Genomic DNA, 21,172 nt, shown 5'->3' on the forward strand with positions numbered 1-21,172 from the left:
TGATGAAAAAAGTAGCGATCGTTGGCGCATTGCTGGTTCTGGCCGGATGCGCCGATGTGGAAAACTATAATGATGTGGTGAAAACGCCCGCGCCGGCCGGTCTGGAAGGGTACTGGCAGTCAAAAGGCCCGCAACGTAAGCTGGTGAGCCCTGAAGCTATCGCCAGCCTGGTGGTGACTAAAGAAGGCGATACGCTGGACTGCCGCCAGTGGCAGCGCGTTATTGCTCTGCCGGGCAAGCTGACCATGCTCTCCGATGACTTAACCAATGTTACGGTTAAGCGTGAGCTCTATGAGATTGAGCGCGACGGGAATACCCTGGAATATGATGGCATGACGCTGCAACGGGTCGCTCGTCCGACGCCGGAGTGCGCCGCCGCGTTAGAAAAAACGCCGCTGCCGACGCCGCTGCCGTAATTTCGCTTCCCGGCAGCGCTCTGCCGCCGGGAACGCTCATCACACGTCCTCAATGACCCACACGCTGACGCTGCCTGCGTTGCAGAAGAACGTCGCTTCGCCTTGATCATTAGTTACAACATACTCATCCCGGTTTCCCAGAAAATCACGCCAGGTCTTGTTAGCGTAATTGTCGCCGAGCAGGAGGGTTTTTTCACCGTCGTCGCCATTGGAAAGTACGACCACACAGCCTGGATTCTCTTCAGTACCGCTGCGACTAAAGGCGATACAGTTAGGATGATCGAAAAAGAGTGTTTGTATACCGTGCGCAAAACGCTGACGAGCGAGGATCAGCCGATCCAGTTGGTTAATCACCGGCATGTCGACCCGACAGGTCTCGCCATTTTCGCCGCTATCCTCATAGCTGGCGCCGTATAAATCGGGATAGAATACCGACGGTACGCCGTTTTCACGAAGCAGGATCAGCGCATAGGCCAATGGTTTGAACCAGGGTTCTACCGGCGCTTCCAGCGCCTGTAACGGTTGTGTATCGTGGTTAGCGACCAGCGTCACCGCATGAAAAGGGTCGGCTTCTACCAGCGTGCCGGTGAAAATGTGGCGCATGTCATACTCCGCGCCCTGGCGCGAGGCTTCATGAAATTTCATCTGCAACGGCGCGTCGAACAGCATGGTTTTCCCGTCGACCTGATCGATGTACGTTTTCAGTTTATCCACTTCATGCGACCAGTATTCTGCGACAATAAACAGCGGTTTTGGTGCAACCGCCTGTACATGCTCAATCCATTCTTTATAAAACCAGGCGGGTATATGTTTTACCGCGTCCAGGCGAAAGCCGTCACAGTGGGTTTGTTCCATGACCCAACGAGCCCAATATTTAATCTCTTCCGTAACCGCGTGATTGCGAAAATCGATATTTTCCCCCATCAGATAGTCGAAATTACCCAGCTCATCATCAACCTGATCGTTCCAGCCATCGCCGGTATAGTCATTGACGATCTTAAAAATGCCGTCTTCGTCGGGATTCTCGATGTGATCAATGCCGCTGAAACAGTGATAGTCCCAAATAAAGTTGGAATACTGGCCCGCGCGGGCAGGGAAGGTGTAGCGCGTCCAGCCTGCGCATTCAATGATGTTGTCATCGATTTGCGTGCGGTCATCCTGATTCACGCGCTGAACGCGAATACGTTCTTTTTCGTCTGCGCCCATTTTGTGGTTCACGACGACGTCGAGCAGCACCGCAATATTATTTTTTTTGAGCGCGTCTATCGCCGTCAGTAACTGGCGTTTATCGCCGTACTTTGTCGCGATAGTTCCTTTTTGGTCAAATTCGCCGAGGTCAAACAGGTCGTAGGTATCATAGCCTACGGAATAGCCGCCGGAGGCGCCTTTACAGGCGGGCGGTAGCCAGACCATATTGATACCAATATCATTCAGCCCATCAGCACGTTCCGCCAGCTCAGACCAGAGTTTACCGCCGTCGGGATAATACCAGTGGAAGTACTGCAATAACGTGGGGTTTTTCATCTTCCGTGCTCCAGAAGTCGTTTAGCCGACCTCTGGAGTATGGAAGAATTTTCATACGAGACGGGAAAATATTATGAGGCGCCAGGCGCGTCTGGCACGAGTAACATACCGGAAAGACGGCCATACGCGTTGTTGAGTGATTTTTGGCGGGTGGATTGTCCGATCAAACTACTCAGTTCATCCAGTCGCTGTTGCAGCAGCCCTTTCAGGAGCTGCTCATTGTCCAGCGTTTGTTTGATGTATCCGGCGACCATATCCTGAATACTTCGCGTAATGCCCGGTGGAGTTTGCTTTTCCATCACCGTTTCAATACTTTGCAGATAGGAGACCTCTTGTTGCAGTAAGAGATCCCATTCACCTCGCTGCGCAAGTTCAAGCAGCGATTGACTGAGCAGCGCAATACGCTGCCAACGGTTGATAAACTCCACGGTTGAGGTCATTAACGAGACTCCTGGAAAGATGCTTTCGGTGAAATCTGCTTCCAGGCTTCTGCAATATTGCTGAGTAACCCTTCCACTTCTTCGATGGCCTGAGCGTCGTTACGCAAATTAGCCTGCAGTAAACGGCGAATCATATAGTCGTATAGCTCGGAAAGATTCGTCGCAATCTCACCGCCTTTTTCCTGATCGAGGCCGGCTTTCAGCCCGTTATCGATAATATTGATGGCTTTGCTTAACGCTTCACCTTTCGCGACAACATCGCCTTGTTCTAAAAACAGGCGAGCGCGCACCAGAGCGCTATTCGCGCCATCAAACAACATTTCAATCAACTGATGCGGGCTGGCGCTCATCACGGCGCTTTCCACGCTGACTTGCGCATAAGCTTTGATACCGCTCGCGGTGTACATGGTGACCTCTGTTATCAGGACTTGTTCATAGCTGTAAATTGCTGGGTCAAATAACTACTGGTGTTATTCAGCTTACTCATCATGGTATCCAGTTGGGTAAACTGGGCCTTGTAACGGGCAACGGTTTCATCGATGCTGTTGCTAACGGACAGGTACTGTTTTGTCAGGCTTTTCAGCGTGGCGTTAACGTTGTCCTGCGCATTATCAATAATGCCGTCATCCGCCAGATAACTTTTCACTTCGGTGGCAATTTTGGTGGTGATACCCGTTTCTTTACCATCGCCTACCAGCAGCTCACGCGCTGCGGCCGTGTTATCTTTCAGTACCTTGGTCAGCTTATCATCGTCAATCTTCAGTTTGCCGGAAGTCCCATCCTGAGTGATGCCAATTTCCGCCATTGTTTTGAACGCAGAATTACTGCCGCTATTGGCAAATTGTGCCCGAATCCCGGTCTGGATAGTACGAACCACACTATCGCCTAACAGCGCGCCGTTTTTATCGCTGGCTTCTTCGCCCGGCTCAACGGCGGTATATTTGGTTAACGAGCTAAAGGTATCCACCAGCGAGTTATAGGCATCCACCCAGGATTTAATCGCCTCTTTCGCCTTGGTATCATCTTTCGTTACCGTCACGGTCGCGTCGGTCACTTTCTTCGTCAGGGTGAGCGTAATTCCCTGAGGGGCGTCGGTTACGGTATTGCTCTGACGCTCAATGTCGATGCCGTTTACGTTCAGCTTCGCGTTTTCTGCTTTCACCAGCTCTTGCATATTGCCGGTATTGGTGGTGCTGTCATAAGCGAGTAGATCGTTAAGTTTTGTATCGCCTTCCACCGTGATCTTCATCGTATTGTCGGTACCGCTATTGGCGGTAAGCACCAACTGGAATTCGTTCTCTTTGACCTTAACGATACTGGCGGCGATACCGCTGTCGGCGTCATTGATGGCGTCACGGATCGCCTCCATGGAGGTGTCGCCTTTATCCAGCTTAATTTCCAGCGGCTCTTTACGTCCCGGCTGTTCAATTTTAATTGTCCGGGACGTGACCGACGTATCGCCCAACTGCTCTTTGGTGGTTGCGAAGGTGGTTTTTGTCGCCAGCGACTGTGCGGCGGCAAGCTGGGTTACGTTAATCTTATAAGTCCCTGCGGCAGCGCCAGCGGTAGTACTGACTTTGAGGTCCTCCGTCGTGCTGGACGCCACGGTAGACTTAAATAAATCCGCTTTATTTAACGCGGTATTTGCCGTCTGGAATTTTTCTAATGCGCTTTTCAATGTGCCATAGGCGGTTAGCTTTGCCGAATTCGCGCTCTGCTGTTTGGTAATTGGCGTTAAGCGTCCTTTTTCGTTCTTTGTCAGGTCTGTCAACAACTGGTCTAACGGTAAGTTTGATCCCACACCTAATGATGAAATTGAAGCCATGCCTTCTTCCTTTTTGATTGCAAACAGTAGTTAAGCGCGTTATCGGCAATCTGGAGGCAAAGTTTAATGATAATTTTGCAAAAATAATGCGCGGAATAATGATGCATAAAGCGGCTATTTCGCCGCCTAAGAAAAAGATCGGGGGAAGTGAAAAATTTTCTAAAGTTCGAAATTCAGGTGCCGATACAAGGGTTACGGTGAGAAACCGTGGGCAACAGCCCAATAACATCAAGTTGTAATTGATAAGGAAAAGATCATGGCACAAGTCATTAATACAAACAGCCTGTCGCTGTTGACCCAGAATAACCTGAACAAATCCCAGTCCGCTCTGGGCACCGCTATCGAGCGTCTGTCTTCCGGTCTGCGTATCAACAGCGCGAAAGACGATGCGGCAGGTCAGGCAATTGCTAACCGTTTCACCGCGAACATCAAAGGTCTGACTCAGGCTTCCCGTAACGCTAACGACGGTATCTCCATTGCGCAGACCACTGAAGGCGCGCTGAACGAAATCAACAACAACCTGCAGCGTGTGCGTGAACTGGCGGTTCAGTCTGCTAACAGCACCAACTCCCAGTCTGACCTCGACTCCATCCAGGCTGAAATCACCCAGCGCCTGAACGAAATCGACCGTGTATCCGGCCAGACTCAGTTCAACGGCGTGAAAGTCCTGGCGCAGGACAACACCCTGACCATCCAGGTTGGTGCCAACGACGGTGAAACCATCGATATCGATCTGAAGCAGATCAACTCTCAGACCCTGGGTCTGGATACGCTGAATGTGCAACAAAAATATAAGGTCAGCGATACGGCTGCAACTGTTACAGGATATGCCGATACTACGATTGCTTTAGACAATAGTACTTTTAAAGCCTCGGCTACTGGTCTTGGTGGTACTGACCAGAAAATTGATGGCGATTTAAAATTTGATGATACGACTGGAAAATATTACGCCAAAGTTACCGTTACGGGGGGAACTGGTAAAGATGGCTATTATGAAGTTTCCGTTGATAAGACGAACGGTGAGGTGACTCTTGCTGGCGGTGCGACTTCCCCGCTTACAGGTGGACTACCTGCGACAGCAACTGAGGATGTGAAAAATGTACAAGTTGCAAATGCTGATTTGACAGAGGCTAAAGCCGCATTGACAGCAGCAGGTGTTACCGGCACAGCATCTGTTGTTAAGATGTCTTATACTGATAATAACGGTAAAACTATTGATGGTGGTTTAGCAGTTAAGGTAGGCGATGATTACTATTCTGCAACTCAAAATAAAGATGGTTCCATAAGTATTAATACTACGAAATACACTGCAGATGACGGTACATCCAAAACTGCACTAAACAAACTGGGTGGCGCAGACGGCAAAACCGAAGTTGTTTCTATTGGTGGTAAAACTTACGCTGCAAGTAAAGCCGAAGGTCACAACTTTAAAGCACAGCCTGATCTGGCGGAAGCGGCTGCTACAACCACCGAAAACCCGCTGCAGAAAATTGATGCTGCTTTGGCACAGGTTGACACGTTACGTTCTGACCTGGGTGCGGTACAGAACCGTTTCAACTCCGCTATTACCAACCTGGGCAACACCGTAAACAACCTGACTTCTGCCCGTAGCCGTATCGAAGATTCCGACTACGCGACCGAAGTTTCCAACATGTCTCGCGCGCAGATTCTGCAGCAGGCCGGTACCTCCGTTCTGGCGCAGGCGAACCAGGTTCCGCAAAACGTCCTCTCTTTACTGCGTTAATCCGGCGATTGATTCACCGACACGTGGTACACAATCAAGGCAGCGAAAGCTGCCTTTTTTAATTCCGGAGCCTGTGTAATGAAAGAAATCACCGTCACTGAACCTGCCTTTGTCACCCGCTTTTCCTGTTCTGGCTCGGCCTGTCGCGACCACTGTTGTAAGGGCTGGAAAATCACGCTGGATAAGACGACGGTTAAAAAGTATCTCGCCAGTAAAGACGCGACGATTCGTACCATCGCGCAAGACCATATTATCCTGCTGAAAAAGAACAACAGCCACTGGGGCGAAATTAAGCTGCCTTCGGCGCTGGGGAATTGCCCTTATCTGGATGAGGACCGTCTGTGCCGGGTACAAAAAACGTTAGGCGCAAAGGCATTAAGTCATACCTGTTCCTCTTTCCCGCGGGCGCATCATACCTACAAAAATGAGGTACGTAACTCCCTGAGTCTTGCCTGCCCGGAGGTGACGTCCCGCATTTTAAACGATCCTGACGCGATGGCGCTCGGCGAAAAAACTATCATTCAGCAGACATTCAATACTGCGCCGTTATTCCCTGCGCAGCAAAAGTTACTCAATCTGTTTTGCCTGAGTCTGATCAACCATGCCAACAGCAGTACGGAAGCCGCGCTCTATGCGTTGATTAAATTCGTCATGTATACGCAGAAATTTGCCAAAATTGATGATGCCGCGCTGGGCGAACTGGAACAGGTGTATGCCGCGTTACTTGAACAGTTGCAGACCGGCGTGTTGGCGCAGGAGTTGATGAATATCGCGCCGGATAGCAAGGTAAAAACCTCGCTGGTATTGCAGATGCAGAACTATTTCCGCTCGCTCCCGCTTAATCGTGGCAGTGTTATCCTCGATCACTACATCCAGTGCCTTCTGCGGGTGCTGACGGCGGAAGAGGGCATTTCAATGGAGCAGAAGGTTAGCGATATTGAGTCCTCATTAGCGCGCTGTTTACAGGCGGATGAGCAGCAGAAGAATTGGGCCTTCAGAAATTTAATTCTCTATAAAATTTGGGAAAATAATTTCCCCAACCAGCCGAATGTCGACCCGTTACGCGCGCTGTATATTATCGTGGCGGAATATGCCTTTATTAAGCTATTAACGGCAGCCAGCGTGCATGAGCGCGGGCGGCTTGAGTGGGATGACGTTACCAATATTGTGTATAGTTTTCACTCCCGCAGCCAGCATAACAGCGAGGTGGCGAAGAATTTTCATCGCCATATAGAAACGGTGCGTACTGGCGACGATCTGTCGATGATTCATCTTCTGACATAGTTTTGTTCGGGGTGGGCTTTTGCGCATCCCGTTTATCCTATCTGGCTGATTTTATTCTGCTCTTTGAGCCGCTAAAAAGGTGCTACAGGTTACATAAGTGAAATAACCCTTCTTTTATAGCCTTATTCCTTCGATAGAACCCTCTGTAGAAACGGATAATCATGCCGATAACTCATTTAACGCAGGGCTGTTTATCGTGAATTCACTGTATACCGCTGAAGGTGTAATGGATAAACACTCGCTGTGGCAGCGTTATGTACCGCTGGTGCGTCACGAAGCATTGCGCCTGCAGGTGCGATTGCCGGCGAGCGTGGAACTGGACGATCTGCTACAAGCGGGCGGCATCGGGTTATTAAATGCGGTCGACCGATATGACGCTTTGCAAGGAACGGCATTTACCACTTACGCAGTGCAGCGTATTCGTGGGGCGATGCTGGATGAATTACGCAGCCGCGATTGGGTGCCGCGTAGCGTCCGGCGTAATGCCCGCGAAGTGGCGCAGGCGATGGGACAACTGGAGCAGGAACTGGGGCGTAATGCGACGGAAACCGAAGTGGCGGAACGTCTTGGCATCCCTGTTGCGGAGTATCGTCAGATGTTGCTCGATACCAACAACAGCCAACTTTTCTCTTACGATGAGTGGCGGGAAGAGCATGGCGATAGCATCGAACTGGTGACTGAAGAACATCAACAGGAAAACCCGTTACATCAACTGCTGGAGGGCGACCTGCGACAGCGGGTAATGGACGCGATTGAATCGCTGCCGGAACGCGAGCAACTGGTGTTAACGCTGTATTACCAGGAAGAGCTCAACCTCAAAGAGATTGGCGCGGTACTGGAAGTTGGCGAATCGCGGGTCAGCCAGTTGCATAGTCAGGCCATCAAACGATTACGCACCAAACTGGGTAAGTTATAGGTCGCGCATGGTCGCACCCGAAAAGTGCCGCACAACGTATAGACTACCAGGAGTTCTCATGACGGTGCAGCAACCTAAAAGGCGGCCCTTGAGCCGCTATCTTAAAGACTTTAAACACAGCCAGACGCATTGCGCGCATTGTCACAAACTGCTCGACCGCATTACGCTGGTTCGCCGTGGCAAGATCGTTAATAAAATCGCTATTTCACAGCTGGATATGCTACTTGACGACGCTGCCTGGCAGCGGGAGCAGAAGGAGTGGGTGGCGCTGTGTCGCTTTTGCGGCGATTTGCACTGCAAAAAGCAGAGTGATTTTTTCGATATTATCGGTTTCAAGCAGTATTTGTTTGAACAAACCGAGATGAGCCATGGCACGGTGCGGGAATATGTCGTGCGTTTACGACGTCTTGGCAACTACCTCAGCGAGCAAAACATTTCCCACGATCTGCTGCAGGACGGTTTTCTCGATGAAAGCCTGGCGCCATGGTTGCCGGAAACCAGCACCAATAATTACCGTATCGCACTACGTAAATACCAGCAATATAAAGCGCATCAGCAGATTGCGCCCAGACAGAAATCCCCCTTTACCGCCAGTTCTGATATATATTAAAAAAGCATAAGATGTAGCAGAGTCGTGTTGGTGAAACGTGGCAAACCTTCTACATTAGGCTGAGTCCCCCAAAGGTTCGCGAGACGTGACGATGCGCCATGGCGGGACACAGTCTATGGTCATTAACGGCAATATTCGGGGTTACTATGAAATTAGCACTGCTGGGACGTCAGGCACTGATGGGAGTAATGGCTGTAGCTCTGGTGGCGGGAATGAGCGCGAAGAGCTTTGCCGATGAGGGTTTGCTGAACAAAGTTAAAGAACGCGGCACGCTGCTGGTAGGGCTGGAAGGTACCTATCCGCCGTTTAGCTTTCAGGGCGAAGACGGCAAATTAACCGGTTTTGAAGTCGATTTTGCCGAGGCGTTGGCAAAACATCTGGGCGTTAAAGCGTCGTTGAAGCCGACCAAATGGGACGGAATACTGGCGTCGCTGGACGCTAAACGCATTGATGTAGTGATAAACCAGGTCACGATTTCAGACGTCCGCAAGAAAAAATATGATTTCTCTACGCCTTATACTGTCTCCGGCGTTCAGGCGCTGGTGAAAAAAGGCAATGAAGGCACGATCAAAACGGCTGCCGATCTGCAGGGCAAAAAAGTCGGCGTTGGGCTGGGGACTAACTATGAAGAGTGGCTACGTCAACATGTGCAGGGCGTGGATATCCGTACCTATGACGATGATCCTACAAAATATCAGGATCTGCGCGTAGGCCGTATTGACGCGATTTTAGTCGATCGTCTGGCGGCGCTGGATCTGGTGAAAAAAACCAAAGGTACGCTGGCCGTCACCGGTGATGCGTTTTCGCGTCAGGAGTCCGGCGTTGCGTTACGTAAAGGCAACGAAGACTTGTTGAAGGCGGTAGATAACGCCATTGCGGAAATGCAAAAAGATGGCACCTTAAAAGCGCTCTCTGAAAAATGGTTTGGCGCTGACGTGACCCAATAATGCTCTACGTTGCCCGGCAGGCAGTGCGCCGCCGGGCAATATCAACCTCATACTATGTCAGCAAACGGAGGCGCGTTAATCGGCGCCTTTTTTATTTCCGTTGGATCAACGTGCATAATAAAAAGAACACACCACAACGTTACCGGAGGCTCAATGCCACTACATCACTTAACGCGCTTCCCTCGCCTGGAGTTTATCGGCGCGCCGACCCCGCTCGAATACCTGCCGCGATTGTCTGATTATCTTGGCCGTGAGATTTACATTAAGCGCGATGACGTTACGCCCATTGCAATGGGCGGCAATAAACTGCGCAAGCTGGAGTTTTTGGTGGCCGACGCGCTGCGAGAAGGGGCGGATACGCTGATAACCGCAGGGGCGATTCAGTCGAACCATGTCCGTCAGACGGCGGCAGTCGCGGCCAAATTGGGACTGCATTGCGTCGCCTTGCTGGAAAATCCAATCGGTACCACCGCGGAAAATTACCTGACGAATGGTAATCGCCTGTTACTGGATTTATTTAATACGCAAATTGAGATGTGCGATGCGCTAACCGATCCGGATGCGCAGCTGCAAACGCTGGCGACGCGCATTGAAGCGCAAGGGTTCAGGCCCTATGTGATTCCGGTCGGCGGTTCCAGCGCGCTGGGGGCAATGGGATACGTAGAGAGCGCCCTGGAAATCGCCCAGCAGTGTGAAGAGGTCGTCGGGCTCTCTTCGGTGGTGGTGGCCTCCGGCAGCGCCGGAACGCACGCCGGGTTAGCTGTCGGGCTGGAACATCTGATGCCGGATGTCGAACTGATTGGCGTGACCGTTTCACGTTCTGTCGCCGAGCAGAAACCCAAAGTGATTTCCTTGCAGCAGGCTATTGCCGGTCAGCTGGCGCTGACGGCGACGGCGGATATTCATTTATGGGATGACTATTTTGCCCCGGGTTACGGCGTGCCAAATGACGCGGGGATGGAGGCGGTGAAACTGCTGGCGAGCCTGGAGGGGGTGTTGCTGGATCCGGTATATACCGGCAAAGCGATGGCGGGTCTGATAGACGGCATCAGCCAGAAACGCTTTAACGATGACGGGCCGATTCTCTTTATTCACACCGGTGGGGCGCCTGCGCTGTTTGCCTACCATCCTCATGTATAACCTCCAGGTAATCAACGCGAATGCAAGAAAGTATCCAACTGGTTATTGAATCGCTGCCGTATTTGCTTAAAGGCGCCGTCTTTACCCTGCAACTGAGTATTGGCGGTATGTTTTTTGGTCTGCTGCTGGGATTTGTGCTGGCGCTGATGCGGATGTCTCCGCTATGGCCGGTTCGCTGGCTGGCGCGCTTTTATATCTCGATTTTTCGCGGTACGCCGCTTATCGCCCAGTTATTTATGATCTATTACGGCCTGCCGCAATTTGGTATTGAGCTGGACCCTATCCCGGCGGCGATGATTGGTTTATCGCTCAATACCGCGGCTTACACGTCCGAGACGCTGCGCGCGGCGATCTCGGCTATCGACAAGGGACAATGGGAAGCGGCGGCGAGCATTGGCATGACGCCGTGGCAAACGCTACGTCGCGCTATTTTGCCGCAGGCGGCTCGCGTCGCGCTTCCGCCGTTGAGCAACAGCTTTATCAGCCTGGTGAAAGATACGTCGCTCGCCGCGACGATTCAGGTGCCGGAGTTGTTCCGCCAGGCGCAGTTAATTACCTCGCGAACGCTGGAGGTGTTTACCATGTATCTGGCCGCGTCGTTAATCTACTGGGTAATGGCGACCGTCTTATCGGCACTGCAAAACTATTTTGAAAACCAGCTTAACCGCCAGGAGAGAGAGCCAAAATGAGTGCTATCGAAGTCACCAACCTGGTCAAAAAATTTCATGGTCAAACGGTGCTGCACGGTATCGACCTTGAGGTGAAACCCGGAGAAGTCGTCGCCATTATCGGCCCGAGCGGCTCAGGGAAGACAACGTTATTACGCTGTATTAACCTGCTGGAACAACCGGAAGCGGGCACCATTAAAGTAGGCGATATTATCATCGATACCGCCCGCCCATTCAGCCAGCAAAAAGGGTTGATTCGCCAGCTACGTCAGCATGTCGGCTTTGTCTTTCAGAGTTTTAACCTGTTCCCGCACCGTACCGTGATGGAAAATATCATTGAAGGTCCGGTGATTGTGAAGGGAGAGCCGAAAGCTGAGGCGACGGCGCTGGCGCGGGAACTGTTAGCCAAAGTCGGGTTGGCCGGTAAAGAGACCCGTTATCCGCGCCGCCTGTCGGGCGGGCAACAGCAGCGCGTGGCGATTGCGCGTGCGCTGGCGATGCGCCCGGAAGTGATTCTGTTTGATGAGCCGACGTCGGCGCTTGATCCTGAATTAGTCGGCGAGGTGCTTAATACGATTCGCCAGCTGGCGCAGGAAAAGCGCACGATGGTGATCGTCACTCACGAAATGGGCTTTGCGCGTGACGTGGCTGACCGGGCAATATTTATGGATCAGGGGCAAATCGTCGAGCAGGGGCCGGCGAAAACCTTGTTCGCCGATCCTCAGCATCCGCGTACCCGCCAGTTCCTTGAGAAATTTTTAGTGAAATAATACCTTTTCAACGCTCGCCCGAATTAGCCGCGCCTTGGGCGAGCGCAATGAATAATTATGAAGTCATTCTGCCAGATTATTAACCTTGCTCTCAGGCGGAAGCCAAAAAACTGTAATGCCGCTCAAGTATTCTACGTTTCGTCCGATATTTCTTATATATAAACACTATTTATGTGTTAATTTAAGCTATTCATAATAATGATTATCAATATCAAAGGCGTGACCATAAAATATGCAGGAAAATGATTTCTTCACCTGGCGACGCGCAATGTTGTTACGCTTTCAGGAGATGGCGGCAGCAGAGGATGTTTATACTGAATTGCAATATCAGACACAGCGGCTGGAATTTGATTATTATGCCCTGTGTGTTCGTCATCCCGTCCCCTTTACCCGGCCTAAAATATCGCTTCGTACCACTTATCCTCCGGCGTGGGTAACGCATTATCAGTCCGAAAACTATTTTGCGATCGATCCGGTATTAAAGCCGGAAAATTTCAGGCAAGGTCATTTACATTGGGATGACGTGCTATTTCATGAAGCGCAGGCGATGTGGGATGCCGCCCAGCGTTTCGGATTACGCAGAGGCGTAACCCAGTGTGTGATGTTGCCGAACCGGGCGCTGGGCTTTTTATCTTTCTCCCGTAGCAGTTTACGCTGCTCCTCGTTTACCTACGATGAAGTGGAGCTGAGGTTGCAACTGCTGGCGCGGGAGAGTCTTTCGGCGCTGACAAGATTTGAAGACGACATGGTGATGGCGCCTGAGATGCGTTTCAGTAAACGTGAGAAAGAGATTCTGAAGTGGACGGCGGAAGGGAAGACCTCATCGGAGATCGCCATTATTCTGTCGATTTCTGAAAATACCGTTAACTTCCATCAGAAAAACATGCAGAAGAAATTCAATGCGCCAAATAAAACACAGATTGCCTGCTACGCTGCGGCGACAGGTCTGATATGACGTGCTGACGATGCTTCGCGCCAGACGCGAAACCGGCTGAAAGCGATGCTAACAGCCGGTTTTTTACTACTGGCGGTAAGCCTGTTTAATTTGCTTAACCGTACTGGAAAATACCGCCGCTTGTGCTTCATCATCCATCTGCGCGATCTGTTTTTCCATTTTAAGAATCACGCGCCCTGCATCGGCCTGGCCCATCGCCTGCAGCATCAGCGTTAACATGGCTTTCAGGCAGTTGACTTCAGTAGCCAGTTCTTGATTATTCTCAGCGGTGGAAAAATCAGGCGTACTCATTTATTTTCCTCGTTATGTTTCAGTGAAAATGTGCGATAGCAGATGTTAAGGCGGCGGAGTATACCATAAGCTACGCTAAAAATAGCAGTGGTTGTTTTTTGATCAAAAAGCGGAGGGGTTACCCACAAAATAAACGTTGCCGCGTGATGCATATATTTTCTTCATTCTTTGTTTATTACGCGTATTTTACTCGTTAATTATTGTTACAAAGTTGATTCCCTAATTAGTGTTTAGACAGCGGAACGTGAAATTTTTGTCACCATTATGAAATAGCAGCCCGGGACAGCGCTGTCAGAAGGGGCTACAACGTTGGCAGTTGCCACACGACGTACAACATAATTTCCAAAAACGAGAGCAAAATCGAATACCCGGTGTTTTTTTACGTTTCAAAGTTGAGATAAAACCAGCTAATATAAGGGCGATTAACTATCAGTAGCGTTATCCCTATTCTGGAGATATTCCTTTGATCAACGTTCTTCTTGTTGATGACCACGAACTGGTGCGCGCAGGGATACGACGCATTCTTGAAGATATAAAGGGCATTAAAGTTGTCGGTGAAGCGTGCTGCGGAGAGGATGCGGTAAAATGGTGCCGTACTAACGCCGTTGACGTCGTGCTGATGGATATGAACATGCCCGGTATTGGCGGCCTTGAGGCGACGCGTAAAATTGCCCGCTCGACAGCGGATATCAAAGTGATCATGCTGACCGTCCATACGGAAAACCCGTTGCCCGCCAAAGTGATGCAGGCTGGCGCAGCTGGCTATCTCAGCAAAGGCGCTGCGCCTCAGGAGGTGGTGAGCGCTATTCGTTCGGTGTATTCCGGACAACGTTATATCGCCTCCGATATCGCTCAGCAGATGGCGCTCAGTCAGATCGAGCCTGCAAAAACGGAAACGCCGTTCGCCAGTTTGTCTGAACGCGAGTTGCAGATTATGCTGATGATCACCAAGGGTCAGAAGGTCAATGAGATTTCAGAACAGCTGAATCTCAGTCCTAAAACGGTGAACAGCTATCGCTATCGTATGTTCAGTAAATTAAACATTCATGGTGATGTTGAGCTGACTCACCTGGCAATCCGCCATGGCCTGTGTAATGCGGAGACGTTAACAAGCCAGTGAGTGAAATATTTGACGCAAAGGCGTTTTTGAAAACCGTTACCAGCCAACCCGGTGTCTATCGTATGTATGACGCCGGCGGTACGGTTATTTATGTCGGTAAAGCAAAAGACCTGAAAAAGCGTCTTTCCAGCTACTTTCGCAGCAACCTGGCTTCGCGTAAAACCGAAGCGCTAGTTGCGCAAATTCAACACATTGATGTCACGGTAACACATACCGAAACGGAAGCGCTGCTGCTTGAGCATAATTACATCAAGTTGTATCAACCGCGTTACAACGTGTTGTTGCGTGATGATAAATCCTATCCTTTTATTTTTCTGAGCGGCGATACCCATCCGCGTCTGGCGATGCACCGTGGCGCCAAACATGCGAAAGGCGAGTACTTCGGCCCATTTCCTAATGGCTATGCCGTGCGGGAAACGCTGGCGCTGTTACAGAAAATTTTCCCTATCCGCCAGTGCGAAAACAGCGTATATCGCAACCGCTCGCGTCCTTGCCTGCAATATCAGATTGGCCGCTGTTTAGGCCCCTGCGTTGCAGGACTGGTCAGCGAGGAGGAGTATGCGCAACAGGTGGAGTATGTCCGGTTGTTTTTGTCCGGTAAGGACGACCAGGTCTTAACACAGCTGATTGCCCGGATGGAAAAGGCCAGCCAGGATCTGGCATTTGAAGAGGCGGCGCGTATTCGCGATCAGATCCAGGCGGTACGCCGGGTCACGGAAAAACAGTTTGTCTCCAATGCGGGCGACGATCTCGACGTTATCGGCGTGGCTTTTGATGCGGGTATGGCCTGTGTGCATGTGCTGTTTATTCGCCAGGGTAAGGTGCTGGGCAGCCGCAGCTATTTTCCAAAAGTACCTGGCGGTACGGAACTGGGCGAAGTGGTGGAAACCTTTGTCGGGCAGTTTTACCTGCAGGGTAGCCAGATGCGCACGCTACCGGGCGAGATACTGCTCGATTTTAATCTGAGTGATAAAACGCTGCTGGCCGATTCGTTGTCGGAACTTGCCGGACGGCGTATTCATGTCCAGACAAAACCGCGCGGCGATCGCGCCCGTTATCTCAAGCTGGCGCGGACCAACGCGGCAACGGCCTTAATCACTAAACTCTCGCAGCAGTCCACCATCACGCAGCGTTTGACCGCGCTGGCGGCGGTATTAAAACTTCCTGCGATCAAGCGGATGGAATGTTTTGACATCAGCCATACCATGGGGGAGCAAACGGTCGCATCCTGTGTGGTATTTGACGCTAACGGGCCGTTACGCGCCGAGTATCGTCGTTATAATATCGCGGGCATCACGCCGGGTGATGACTACGCGGCGATGAATCAGGTGCTACGTCGGCGTTATGGCAAGGCTATAGAAGAAAGTAAGATTCCGGATGTTATTCTGATCGACGGCGGAAAAGGGCAGCTCGCCCAGGCGAAAGCCGTTTTTGCTGAGCTGGATGTCCCCTGGGATAAGCATCGCCCTTTGCTGCTTGGCGTCGCCAAAGGCGCGGACAGAAAGGCCGGTCTGGAAACACTCTTTTTTGAACCGGAAGGCGAGGGGTTTAGCCTGCCGCCGGACTCGCCGGCGCTACATGTTATTCAGCATATTCGCGATGAGTCGCACGATCACGCGATCGGCGGGCACCGTAAAAAACGCGCGAAGGTTAAAAATACCAGTACGCTGGAAACTATTGAAGGCGTTGGGCCTAAACGTCGCCAGATGCTGCTGAAATATATGGGCGGTTTGCAAGGACTACGTAACGCCAGCGTAGAAGAAATTGCAAAAGTGCCGGGTATTTCGCAAGGTCTGGCAGAAAAGATCTTCTGGTCGTTGAAACATTGAGGCCACTGTAGCAACATAGGGGTAATTTCACTGACAACAGATAGTTACCCGTCACTATGCAATTTAATATCCCTACGTTGCTCACGCTGTTTCGCGTCATCCTGATTCCATTCTTTGTCGTGGTGTTTTATTTGCCGTTCGCCTGGGCGCCGATGGTCAGCGCGCTGATTTTCTGTATTGCCGCTATTACCGACTGGTTTGACGGCTTTCTGGCGCGACGTTGGAACCAGAGTACGCGTTTCGGCGCTTTCCTCGACCCCGTCGCCGACAAGGTGCTGGTGGCGATCGCCATGGTGCTGGTCACCGAGCATTATCATAGCTGGTGGGTGACGTTACCTGCGGCGACGATGATAGCCCGCGAAATTATTATCTCTGCTCTGCGTGAATGGATGGCGGAGCTGGGCAAACGCAGTAGTGTAGCGGTCTCCTGGATCGGTAAAGTCAAAACTACCGCACAGATGGTGGCGCTGGCGTGGCTCTTGTGGCGTCCGAATATCTGGGTAGAGTATGCCGGGATCGCGCTTTTCTTTGTCGCAGCAGTGCTAACGTTGTGGTCCATGTTGCAATATTTGAGCGCTGCACGCGGAGATTTGCTTGATCAGTGATCGTTTCGCCGCAAATTTCAGCAAACGATCGTGAGTGACGAAAAATATCGTTGACTCAGTGCGTCAGGTAAGTAGAATGCAACGCATCGAACGGCAGCACTGATTGCCAGACGATAACAAAATCAAGTGATTAACAAAGTTGCTTGATACTGCGGGAATAGCTCAGTTGGTAGAGCACGACCTTGCCAAGGTCGGGGTCGCGAGTTCGAGTCTCGTTTCCCGCTCCAGTTTAAAAGCATTGGCGTAAAGCGGATGCTGGCTGAAAAGCAAAAAAAATTTGGCGCGTTAACAAAGCGGTTATGTAGCGGATTGCAAATCCGTCTAGTCCGGTTCGACTCCGGAACGCGCCTCCAATTTTTCCCGAGCCCGGATGGTGGAATCGGTAGACACAAGGGATTTAAAATCCCTCGGCGTTCGCGCTGTGCGGGTTCAAGTCCCGCTCCGGGTACCATGGGAAAAATAGAATAAAATCAATGATAAGCAGTGTCGTGTAAACCACCTACGGGTGGTTTTTTTATGCCAGAAATCTGCTGTTTCATAATATCACTTCATAATATTTTATTGACCACCGACGACCGGAACGACAGCAATTTTGCGATCATACCGTGCTGTTTGCTCCACGTTTTTATGTCCTGAGATAGCTTGTTTATCGTAAATGTTCCCTTGCAGGTCTGAGATACCTTTCGCTTTCAGGTCATGAAATGTGAAGTCAAAACTCAAGTGTGGGTATTTGATCCGCGCTTCTTCTTTGGCTTTTCTCCATCGGCTGTTGAAGCCATCCCTGGTGTATTTGTGCCCAGAGGGTTGATGAAGAATAAACAGGCTGCTCATCCCATCGTTGAGGGGAGAGGCATAGTTGCGACAACAGTCAGCTCGGGGGCTGGGGCTGTTGCCTGGGCAGGGCTGTTGCTTTCGTTACCAAAATTTTCGGTGTGGTCTTCCAGCACTTCGCCTGTTTCGGTATCAACACCATCGACGATATGCTGGCGCGCCGCGGCGGCGGCTTCAGATGATGGCAGGGTGACGCCGGGGATTTGCGTCCAGGTCATATTGTCTTTAGCGAGTTGATAGTAATCGCAGAAAGTGAGGCTCAGTTCGCCTTCCGGCGGCAGCTCGTTAACGACAGGGAAATTAGTAGCGACAGCTTTGAAATAATCTTTCAGCTTCGCACCGGATTTAATCAGAAGATAATCCAGTGTTGCATTTGCCGCTTCAAAATCATCACTGCACCAGAGTACAGCGTCTTTCTGGCCTGATGATTTCTTTGCTTTGCGGACTAAAAATACAGGATTAGTTCCACTCATTGTTTTGTCCTCAATTCGTGTAGAATGGAGGTGCCTTAACAGCACCCCGATATATCTGGTTGTTAGGTCCGGTTCGCTTTGGTCGGTTGGACCGGACAGGGCACGCCCGCTTCGGTGGGCGTTTTCTTAATGGATGGTCTGATAAAATTTTTCTGAGTAATCAAGCTTGTAACTTCGGTAATTACCAAACCCTGCTTGTTCTCCATCACTTACCTTGACTGTGAGCAGCGAAATGGCTTTTACAGCACAATGAGGACTGTCGAACTTTCCGAGTACATATCCACCGTCGAGAATCACAGTGGTTTCGCCAGTTGAATTTGAGTGAATAACGCCTGAGACTCTCTTTTCGCAATTGAATAAAGCAATGCTCTTATTAACTGCTTTCAGGTTCATTTCGATTTTTACGATTTCCATAATTTCTCCAGTCTTAAATTCAGGGTGTATGAAGCCACGCCAAATTAATGGCGAATTTTTCATTTCATATTTCGGATCTACTATTTAACTTTCGTGCGCCATCTGGTCGTATTCAGCACACTGCCTGGAACAATATTCCTTTTCTTTGCTCGCCAGTTGCGAGCCGTTGCGATAGAGAAGTGTGTTTTTTACTTCTTTGCCTTCATCAATGGATTTGCGGCAGTAACCGCATTGTTTAAGCATCCGGATCTCCTTTCTGCGCCAGCAGGTAGCAGAGGCGGCGGATTAAAACCTCAATCCGGTTGAGCGGGACAGCCTGCTGTCGAGCTGGTTTACGTGCGAAATCAATCATTCTCACCCTCGTTTGCCTTATCGCCGGCCAGCGGAACGTTTATCACCTGCTGCGCGTTAACCTTGCCATCTCATCCCGGTCTTCGTATGCCCCGGGCGGCTACTTCGTGGGCGTCCTGCCTTGATGACTCGTTGCTGCGTTTGATAGGTTAAGTATTATCGATTAAATCGATACATGTCAATTAAATTTGATGATTAATTTTACAGGGAAGATTAAGAAAGCGAGATGTGGGTGAATTAATGACATAAAAAAACCGCCAGTTAAGGCGGTTAGTAGTTTTAAAGCTGGTTTAGCGAGAAGGAGGCTCGATTTTTCTGCGTCTTTGGTATTCAGCCATGAAATCGTCTAGTTCTTGAAGTCTGGTGCCTGCCAGCTCAATAAAACGGTCTTGTTCAACAGTCGGTAGCTGATCAAATATTTCTAAGAGCCGCTTTTGTCGGTCATTGAGATCTGTTGGACCACCTTGTGTTAGACGTTCAGGCACATCCGATTCCTCATCATCCTCCATGAAGAACCAATACAACGGCTTACCCGTGGCCTTAGGTAACAACTCTAAGATATCTTTTCGGGGAAGAATGCCGGACTGACACCAACCATTAACTGATTGAGAGGTAGCGCCGACTCTACGACCTAACTCAGATTGGGTGATCCCAGTCTCATTAAGCACTCTTTGTAAACGCTCTCCAAAGTTCATTTTTCGTTCTCGCACAATTACATGGTTTCATTATACAGATTTTTTCTGTAGGTATGACTATCGAAATAATTTGACAGTATCGATTAAATTTGAATAATTGGTTGTATCTTCACTCAATGAGACCGACCAATGAAAGTAACTGTTCAACGCAAGATCCTTTCCGTGTGTAGCCAGGCTGAGTTGGGACGCCGACTTGGTCGCCGTGCTCAGACCGTTAACGGCTGGTTTAAAAACAAAGTTCCCGGCGAACTTGTAGTTCGAGTGGCAAGAGCTATTGACTGGAAAGTCACCCCACACGAACTGCGTCCTGATCTCTACCCAAACCCAACCGATGGCTTACCAAGCCAAGAGGCATCAGCCAAATAACCATAGAGGATATTTACCCATGGAGAACGCAATTGCACGAAAGTTAGACCCACCAGAAATCAACCCGGTTGAGATAGAGAGTGTCCTGCTCAACCGGCTTGCATCAGTAGGGCAGAAATCATACGCCGAGCATATGGGCATCAGCGAGTCGACAGTCAGCAGGCGTAAAGCTGAGGGATATTTCTGCAACATGGCGAAAGAGCTGGCTTTTCTTGGGATTCAGGCCGCGCCACCTGAGGCGGTACTGGTATCCAGAAACTATCTCACAGCTGTAGAGATTCTCGCTGATGCCGGGCTAAAGGCTGAACGAGCCAGGCCGGATGCGCTGGGGTGGGACTGAAAATGACAGCAACCAAAAAGGCGAAAGCCGCGGTGAGGGGTCACCAACGGCTTTCTGGTGCAAAAACGGTAGGTAATTGCGGAGATGAGTATGTCAAATACCGCTGAAATATACAAATTCCCTGCGCCGGTACCGACGCAACAGGAGTGCCGTATGGCTGATCTGGAAAATGGCTATTTACGTTTAGCTAATCAGATCCAGGACGCCTTGTGTATCGTTGAACTATCGGGGCGTGAGTTCCGTGTTTTGAATGCGATTATCCGGCTGACTTATGGCTGGTCGAAAAAATCAGATCGTATTGCCAACAGCCTCATTGCAGATAAGACAGCACTGAAGGTAAAGCACGTATCCGAAGCGGTGCTGAGTCTTGCCTATCGTATCGACGAATGGAAGAAATACAGGGTACTGGTAAACCGGGTTGATACCTCAAATCCTGACTGGCCGGCGAGGCGAAACTAACAAGTTAATAAAGCTCTTTCTTGTTTAAAGGTATTACAGGTAACCTGGAATACCCATGACCCCTGCGCCAGCGCATATTTTTGCGCATTCCTGGAGTGTTACCTCTGGATTCATTGCACAAAAATAAGCCAGCGCGAGGGTTGAAAATGATGCCAGTAA

General features: G+C 50.4%; 24 protein-coding genes, 3 tRNA genes and 5 pseudogenes. 20 read left to right on the forward strand and 12 right to left on the reverse strand.

From position 1 onward, the window contains the following. The first annotated feature begins 2 nt into the window (after positions 1-2). Complete coding sequence (yedD, locus tag J4728_RS07480; protein ID WP_208211559.1) at positions 3-416, forward strand: lipoprotein YedD; 414 nt, start codon at positions 3-5, stop codon at positions 414-416. Positions 417-455: 39 nt separating this feature from the next. Here the strand turns inward: yedD and amyA are convergent, their stop codons facing one another. The 4 genes from amyA to fliD all read right to left on the reverse strand — a co-directional run bounded on the left by amyA (position 456) and on the right by fliD (position 4,205). Further along, positions 456-1,940: an alpha-amylase gene (amyA, locus tag J4728_RS07485; RefSeq protein ID WP_208211507.1), complete on the reverse strand. Its 1,485-nt coding sequence runs from the start codon at positions 1,938-1,940 to the stop codon at positions 456-458. A gap of 71 nt (positions 1,941-2,011) precedes the next feature. After that, positions 2,012-2,380 (reverse strand): flagella biosynthesis regulatory protein FliT, encoded by a 369-nt coding sequence (fliT, locus tag J4728_RS07490; protein WP_000204899.1) that lies wholly within the window; start codon positions 2,378-2,380, stop codon positions 2,012-2,014. Beyond that, entirely contained in the window at positions 2,380-2,787 is a 408-nt protein-coding gene (gene fliS, locus J4728_RS07495; RefSeq protein ID WP_000287764.1) for a flagellar export chaperone FliS, read from the reverse strand. The genes fliT and fliS overlap by 1 nt, the downstream gene beginning before the upstream one ends. Before the next feature lie 14 nt (positions 2,788-2,801). Next, entirely contained in the window at positions 2,802-4,205 is a 1,404-nt protein-coding gene (gene fliD / locus J4728_RS07500; protein WP_000146802.1) for a flagellar filament capping protein FliD, read from the reverse strand. A gap of 256 nt (positions 4,206-4,461) precedes the next feature. On the opposite strand from fliD, the gene J4728_RS07505 reads away from it, so the two are divergent. The 9 genes from J4728_RS07505 to sdiA all read left to right on the forward strand — a co-directional run bounded on the left by J4728_RS07505 (position 4,462) and on the right by sdiA (position 13,239). Beyond that, on the forward strand, positions 4,462-5,949 hold the full coding sequence (locus J4728_RS07505) for a FliC/FljB family flagellin (protein ID WP_000079805.1): 1,488 nt from the start codon (positions 4,462-4,464) through the stop codon (positions 5,947-5,949). A 78-nt stretch (positions 5,950-6,027) separates the two neighbouring features. Then, entirely contained in the window at positions 6,028-7,233 is a 1,206-nt protein-coding gene (gene fliB / locus J4728_RS07510; RefSeq protein ID WP_208211509.1) for a flagellin lysine-N-methylase, read from the forward strand. Between the two features lie 196 nt (positions 7,234-7,429). Continuing rightward, positions 7,430-8,149 (forward strand): RNA polymerase sigma factor FliA, encoded by a 720-nt coding sequence (locus tag J4728_RS07515; RefSeq protein ID WP_001087453.1) that lies wholly within the window; start codon positions 7,430-7,432, stop codon positions 8,147-8,149. Positions 8,150-8,207: 58 nt separating this feature from the next. Then, positions 8,208-8,759: a flagella biosynthesis regulatory protein FliZ gene (gene fliZ / locus J4728_RS07520; RefSeq protein ID WP_000218080.1), complete on the forward strand. Its 552-nt coding sequence runs from the start codon at positions 8,208-8,210 to the stop codon at positions 8,757-8,759. A gap of 146 nt (positions 8,760-8,905) precedes the next feature. Beyond that, complete coding sequence (gene tcyJ, locus J4728_RS07525; RefSeq protein WP_000761634.1) at positions 8,906-9,706, forward strand: cystine ABC transporter substrate-binding protein; 801 nt, start codon at positions 8,906-8,908, stop codon at positions 9,704-9,706. 153 nt (positions 9,707-9,859) lie between these two features. Continuing rightward, entirely contained in the window at positions 9,860-10,846 is a 987-nt protein-coding gene (gene dcyD, locus J4728_RS07530) for a D-cysteine desulfhydrase (protein WP_023250255.1), read from the forward strand. Between the two features lie 20 nt (positions 10,847-10,866). Beyond that, positions 10,867-11,535 carry a cystine ABC transporter permease gene (gene tcyL, locus J4728_RS07535; RefSeq protein ID WP_001158238.1) on the forward strand — a complete coding sequence of 223 codons (669 nt, stop codon included), beginning with the start codon at positions 10,867-10,869 and terminating at the stop codon, positions 11,533-11,535. Further along, a complete protein-coding gene (gene tcyN / locus J4728_RS07540) occupies positions 11,532-12,284 on the forward strand; it encodes an L-cystine ABC transporter ATP-binding protein TcyN (protein WP_208211510.1) in 753 nt (250 codons plus the stop codon). The genes tcyL and tcyN overlap by 4 nt, the downstream gene beginning before the upstream one ends. Positions 12,285-12,516: 232 nt before the next feature. Then, positions 12,517-13,239, forward strand: coding sequence for a transcriptional regulator SdiA (sdiA, locus tag J4728_RS07545; protein ID WP_001157167.1), 723 nt, complete (start codon positions 12,517-12,519; stop codon positions 13,237-13,239). A 66-nt stretch (positions 13,240-13,305) separates the two neighbouring features. Here the strand turns inward: sdiA and J4728_RS07550 are convergent, their stop codons facing one another. Continuing rightward, positions 13,306-13,530, reverse strand: a complete 225-nt coding sequence (locus J4728_RS07550) for a DUF2594 family protein (protein WP_000106483.1) — start codon at positions 13,528-13,530, stop codon at positions 13,306-13,308. Continuing rightward, positions 13,527-13,682, reverse strand: coding sequence for a hypothetical protein (locus tag J4728_RS07555; RefSeq protein WP_000546186.1), 156 nt, complete (start codon positions 13,680-13,682; stop codon positions 13,527-13,529). The genes J4728_RS07550 and J4728_RS07555 overlap by 4 nt, the downstream gene beginning before the upstream one ends. A 311-nt stretch (positions 13,683-13,993) precedes the next feature. Between J4728_RS07555 and uvrY the strand changes: the two genes are divergently transcribed. From uvrY to J4728_RS07585, 6 genes are all read left to right on the forward strand, one after another. Further along, entirely contained in the window at positions 13,994-14,650 is a 657-nt protein-coding gene (gene uvrY, locus J4728_RS07560) for a UvrY/SirA/GacA family response regulator transcription factor (protein ID WP_000611323.1), read from the forward strand. Next, positions 14,647-16,479, forward strand: coding sequence for an excinuclease ABC subunit UvrC (gene uvrC, locus J4728_RS07565; protein WP_001289464.1), 1,833 nt, complete (start codon positions 14,647-14,649; stop codon positions 16,477-16,479). The genes uvrY and uvrC overlap by 4 nt, the downstream gene beginning before the upstream one ends. Before the next feature lie 56 nt (positions 16,480-16,535). Further along, on the forward strand, positions 16,536-17,084 hold the full coding sequence (gene pgsA / locus J4728_RS07570; protein WP_001160192.1) for a CDP-diacylglycerol--glycerol-3-phosphate 3-phosphatidyltransferase: 549 nt from the start codon (positions 16,536-16,538) through the stop codon (positions 17,082-17,084). A 151-nt stretch (positions 17,085-17,235) separates the two neighbouring features. Beyond that, positions 17,236-17,311 (forward strand) — tRNA-Gly (locus J4728_RS07575). Between the two features lie 52 nt (positions 17,312-17,363). Next, positions 17,364-17,437 (forward strand) — tRNA-Cys (locus J4728_RS07580). A gap of 11 nt (positions 17,438-17,448) precedes the next feature. Next, positions 17,449-17,535 (forward strand) — tRNA-Leu (locus tag J4728_RS07585). Between the two features lie 107 nt (positions 17,536-17,642). On the opposite strand, the pseudogene J4728_RS07590 reads toward J4728_RS07585, so the two are convergent. From J4728_RS07590 to J4728_RS07610, 6 genes and pseudogenes are all read right to left on the reverse strand, one after another. After that, positions 17,643-17,930: pseudogene (locus J4728_RS07590) on the reverse strand (integrase); the annotation flags it as partial. Beyond that, positions 17,930-18,388: pseudogene (locus J4728_RS07595) on the reverse strand (RecE family exodeoxyribonuclease); the annotation flags it as partial. The pseudogenes J4728_RS07595 and J4728_RS07590, both read right to left, overlap by 1 nt. Before the next feature lie 126 nt (positions 18,389-18,514). Then, on the reverse strand, positions 18,515-18,865 hold the full coding sequence (locus tag J4728_RS07600) for a hypothetical protein (protein ID WP_001669126.1): 351 nt from the start codon (positions 18,863-18,865) through the stop codon (positions 18,515-18,517). Between the two features lie 21 nt (positions 18,866-18,886). Next, positions 18,887-19,045: a YdaE family protein gene (locus J4728_RS07605; RefSeq protein ID WP_000917564.1), complete on the reverse strand. Its 159-nt coding sequence runs from the start codon at positions 19,043-19,045 to the stop codon at positions 18,887-18,889. Next, positions 19,038-19,193, reverse strand: a pseudogene (locus tag J4728_RS23900) (hypothetical protein); the annotation flags it as partial. The gene J4728_RS07605 and the pseudogene J4728_RS23900, both read right to left, overlap by 8 nt. 250 nt (positions 19,194-19,443) lie before the next feature. Continuing rightward, a complete protein-coding gene (locus J4728_RS07610) occupies positions 19,444-19,848 on the reverse strand; it encodes a transcriptional regulator (protein WP_001009038.1) in 405 nt (134 codons plus the stop codon). A 129-nt stretch (positions 19,849-19,977) separates the two neighbouring features. Here J4728_RS07610 and J4728_RS07615 point away from each other — a divergent pair, with 129 nt between their 5' ends. The 4 genes and pseudogenes from J4728_RS07615 to J4728_RS24090 all read left to right on the forward strand — a co-directional run. After that, complete coding sequence (locus J4728_RS07615) at positions 19,978-20,214, forward strand: transcriptional regulator (protein WP_000869364.1); 237 nt, start codon at positions 19,978-19,980, stop codon at positions 20,212-20,214. Beyond that, positions 20,180-20,554 (forward strand): CII family transcriptional regulator, encoded by a 375-nt coding sequence (locus tag J4728_RS07620; protein WP_001538023.1) that lies wholly within the window; start codon positions 20,180-20,182, stop codon positions 20,552-20,554. The genes J4728_RS07615 and J4728_RS07620 overlap by 35 nt, the downstream gene beginning before the upstream one ends. 84 nt (positions 20,555-20,638) lie before the next feature. Further along, a pseudogene (locus J4728_RS07625) lies at positions 20,639-20,932 on the forward strand (replication protein); the annotation flags it as partial. Next, positions 20,930-21,013 (forward strand): annotated as a pseudogene (locus J4728_RS24090) (tail fiber assembly protein); the annotation flags it as partial. The pseudogenes J4728_RS07625 and J4728_RS24090, both read left to right, overlap by 3 nt. Positions 21,014-21,172: the final 159 nt, after the last annotated feature.

It is taken from the genome of Salmonella sp. 32070601201500089SM (assembly GCF_017573605.1).
Classification (GTDB): Bacteria; Pseudomonadota; Gammaproteobacteria; order Enterobacterales; family Enterobacteriaceae; genus Salmonella; species Salmonella enterica.

Bases quoted from the DNA above. Each gene is read 5' to 3' on its own strand.
- fliT (WP_000204899.1), bottom strand. From the start codon at position 2,380: ATGACCTCAACCGTGGAGTTTATCAACCGTTGGCAGCGTATTGCGCTG.
- yedD (WP_208211559.1), top strand. From the start codon at position 3: ATGAAAAAAGTAGCGATCGTTGGCGCATTGCTGGTTCTGGCCGGATGC.
- J4728_RS07555 (WP_000546186.1), bottom strand. From the start codon at position 13,682: ATGCATCACGCGGCAACGTTTATTTTGTGGGTAACCCCTCCGCTTTTT.
- amyA (WP_208211507.1), bottom strand. From the start codon at position 1,940: ATGAAAAACCCCACGTTATTGCAGTACTTCCACTGGTATTATCCCGAC.
- J4728_RS07620 (WP_001538023.1), top strand. From the start codon at position 20,180: ATGGCTTACCAAGCCAAGAGGCATCAGCCAAATAACCATAGAGGATAT.
- J4728_RS07600 (WP_001669126.1), bottom strand. From the start codon at position 18,865: ATGAAAAATTCGCCATTAATTTGGCGTGGCTTCATACACCCTGAATTT.
- sdiA (WP_001157167.1), top strand. From the start codon at position 12,517: ATGCAGGAAAATGATTTCTTCACCTGGCGACGCGCAATGTTGTTACGC.
- J4728_RS07550 (WP_000106483.1), bottom strand. From the start codon at position 13,530: ATGAGTACGCCTGATTTTTCCACCGCTGAGAATAATCAAGAACTGGCT.
- J4728_RS07610 (WP_001009038.1), bottom strand. From the start codon at position 19,848: ATGAACTTTGGAGAGCGTTTACAAAGAGTGCTTAATGAGACTGGGATC.
- tcyN (WP_208211510.1), top strand. From the start codon at position 11,532: ATGAGTGCTATCGAAGTCACCAACCTGGTCAAAAAATTTCATGGTCAA.
- tcyL (WP_001158238.1), top strand. From the start codon at position 10,867: ATGCAAGAAAGTATCCAACTGGTTATTGAATCGCTGCCGTATTTGCTT.
- fliD (WP_000146802.1), bottom strand. From the start codon at position 4,205: ATGGCTTCAATTTCATCATTAGGTGTGGGATCAAACTTACCGTTAGAC.
- J4728_RS07505 (WP_000079805.1), top strand. From the start codon at position 4,462: ATGGCACAAGTCATTAATACAAACAGCCTGTCGCTGTTGACCCAGAAT.
- dcyD (WP_023250255.1), top strand. From the start codon at position 9,860: ATGCCACTACATCACTTAACGCGCTTCCCTCGCCTGGAGTTTATCGGC.
- J4728_RS07615 (WP_000869364.1), top strand. From the start codon at position 19,978: ATGAAAGTAACTGTTCAACGCAAGATCCTTTCCGTGTGTAGCCAGGCT.
- fliZ (WP_000218080.1), top strand. From the start codon at position 8,208: ATGACGGTGCAGCAACCTAAAAGGCGGCCCTTGAGCCGCTATCTTAAA.
- pgsA (WP_001160192.1), top strand. From the start codon at position 16,536: ATGCAATTTAATATCCCTACGTTGCTCACGCTGTTTCGCGTCATCCTG.
- J4728_RS07605 (WP_000917564.1), bottom strand. From the start codon at position 19,045: ATGCTTAAACAATGCGGTTACTGCCGCAAATCCATTGATGAAGGCAAA.
- tcyJ (WP_000761634.1), top strand. From the start codon at position 8,906: ATGAAATTAGCACTGCTGGGACGTCAGGCACTGATGGGAGTAATGGCT.
- fliS (WP_000287764.1), bottom strand. From the start codon at position 2,787: ATGTACACCGCGAGCGGTATCAAAGCTTATGCGCAAGTCAGCGTGGAA.
- fliB (WP_208211509.1), top strand. From the start codon at position 6,028: ATGAAAGAAATCACCGTCACTGAACCTGCCTTTGTCACCCGCTTTTCC.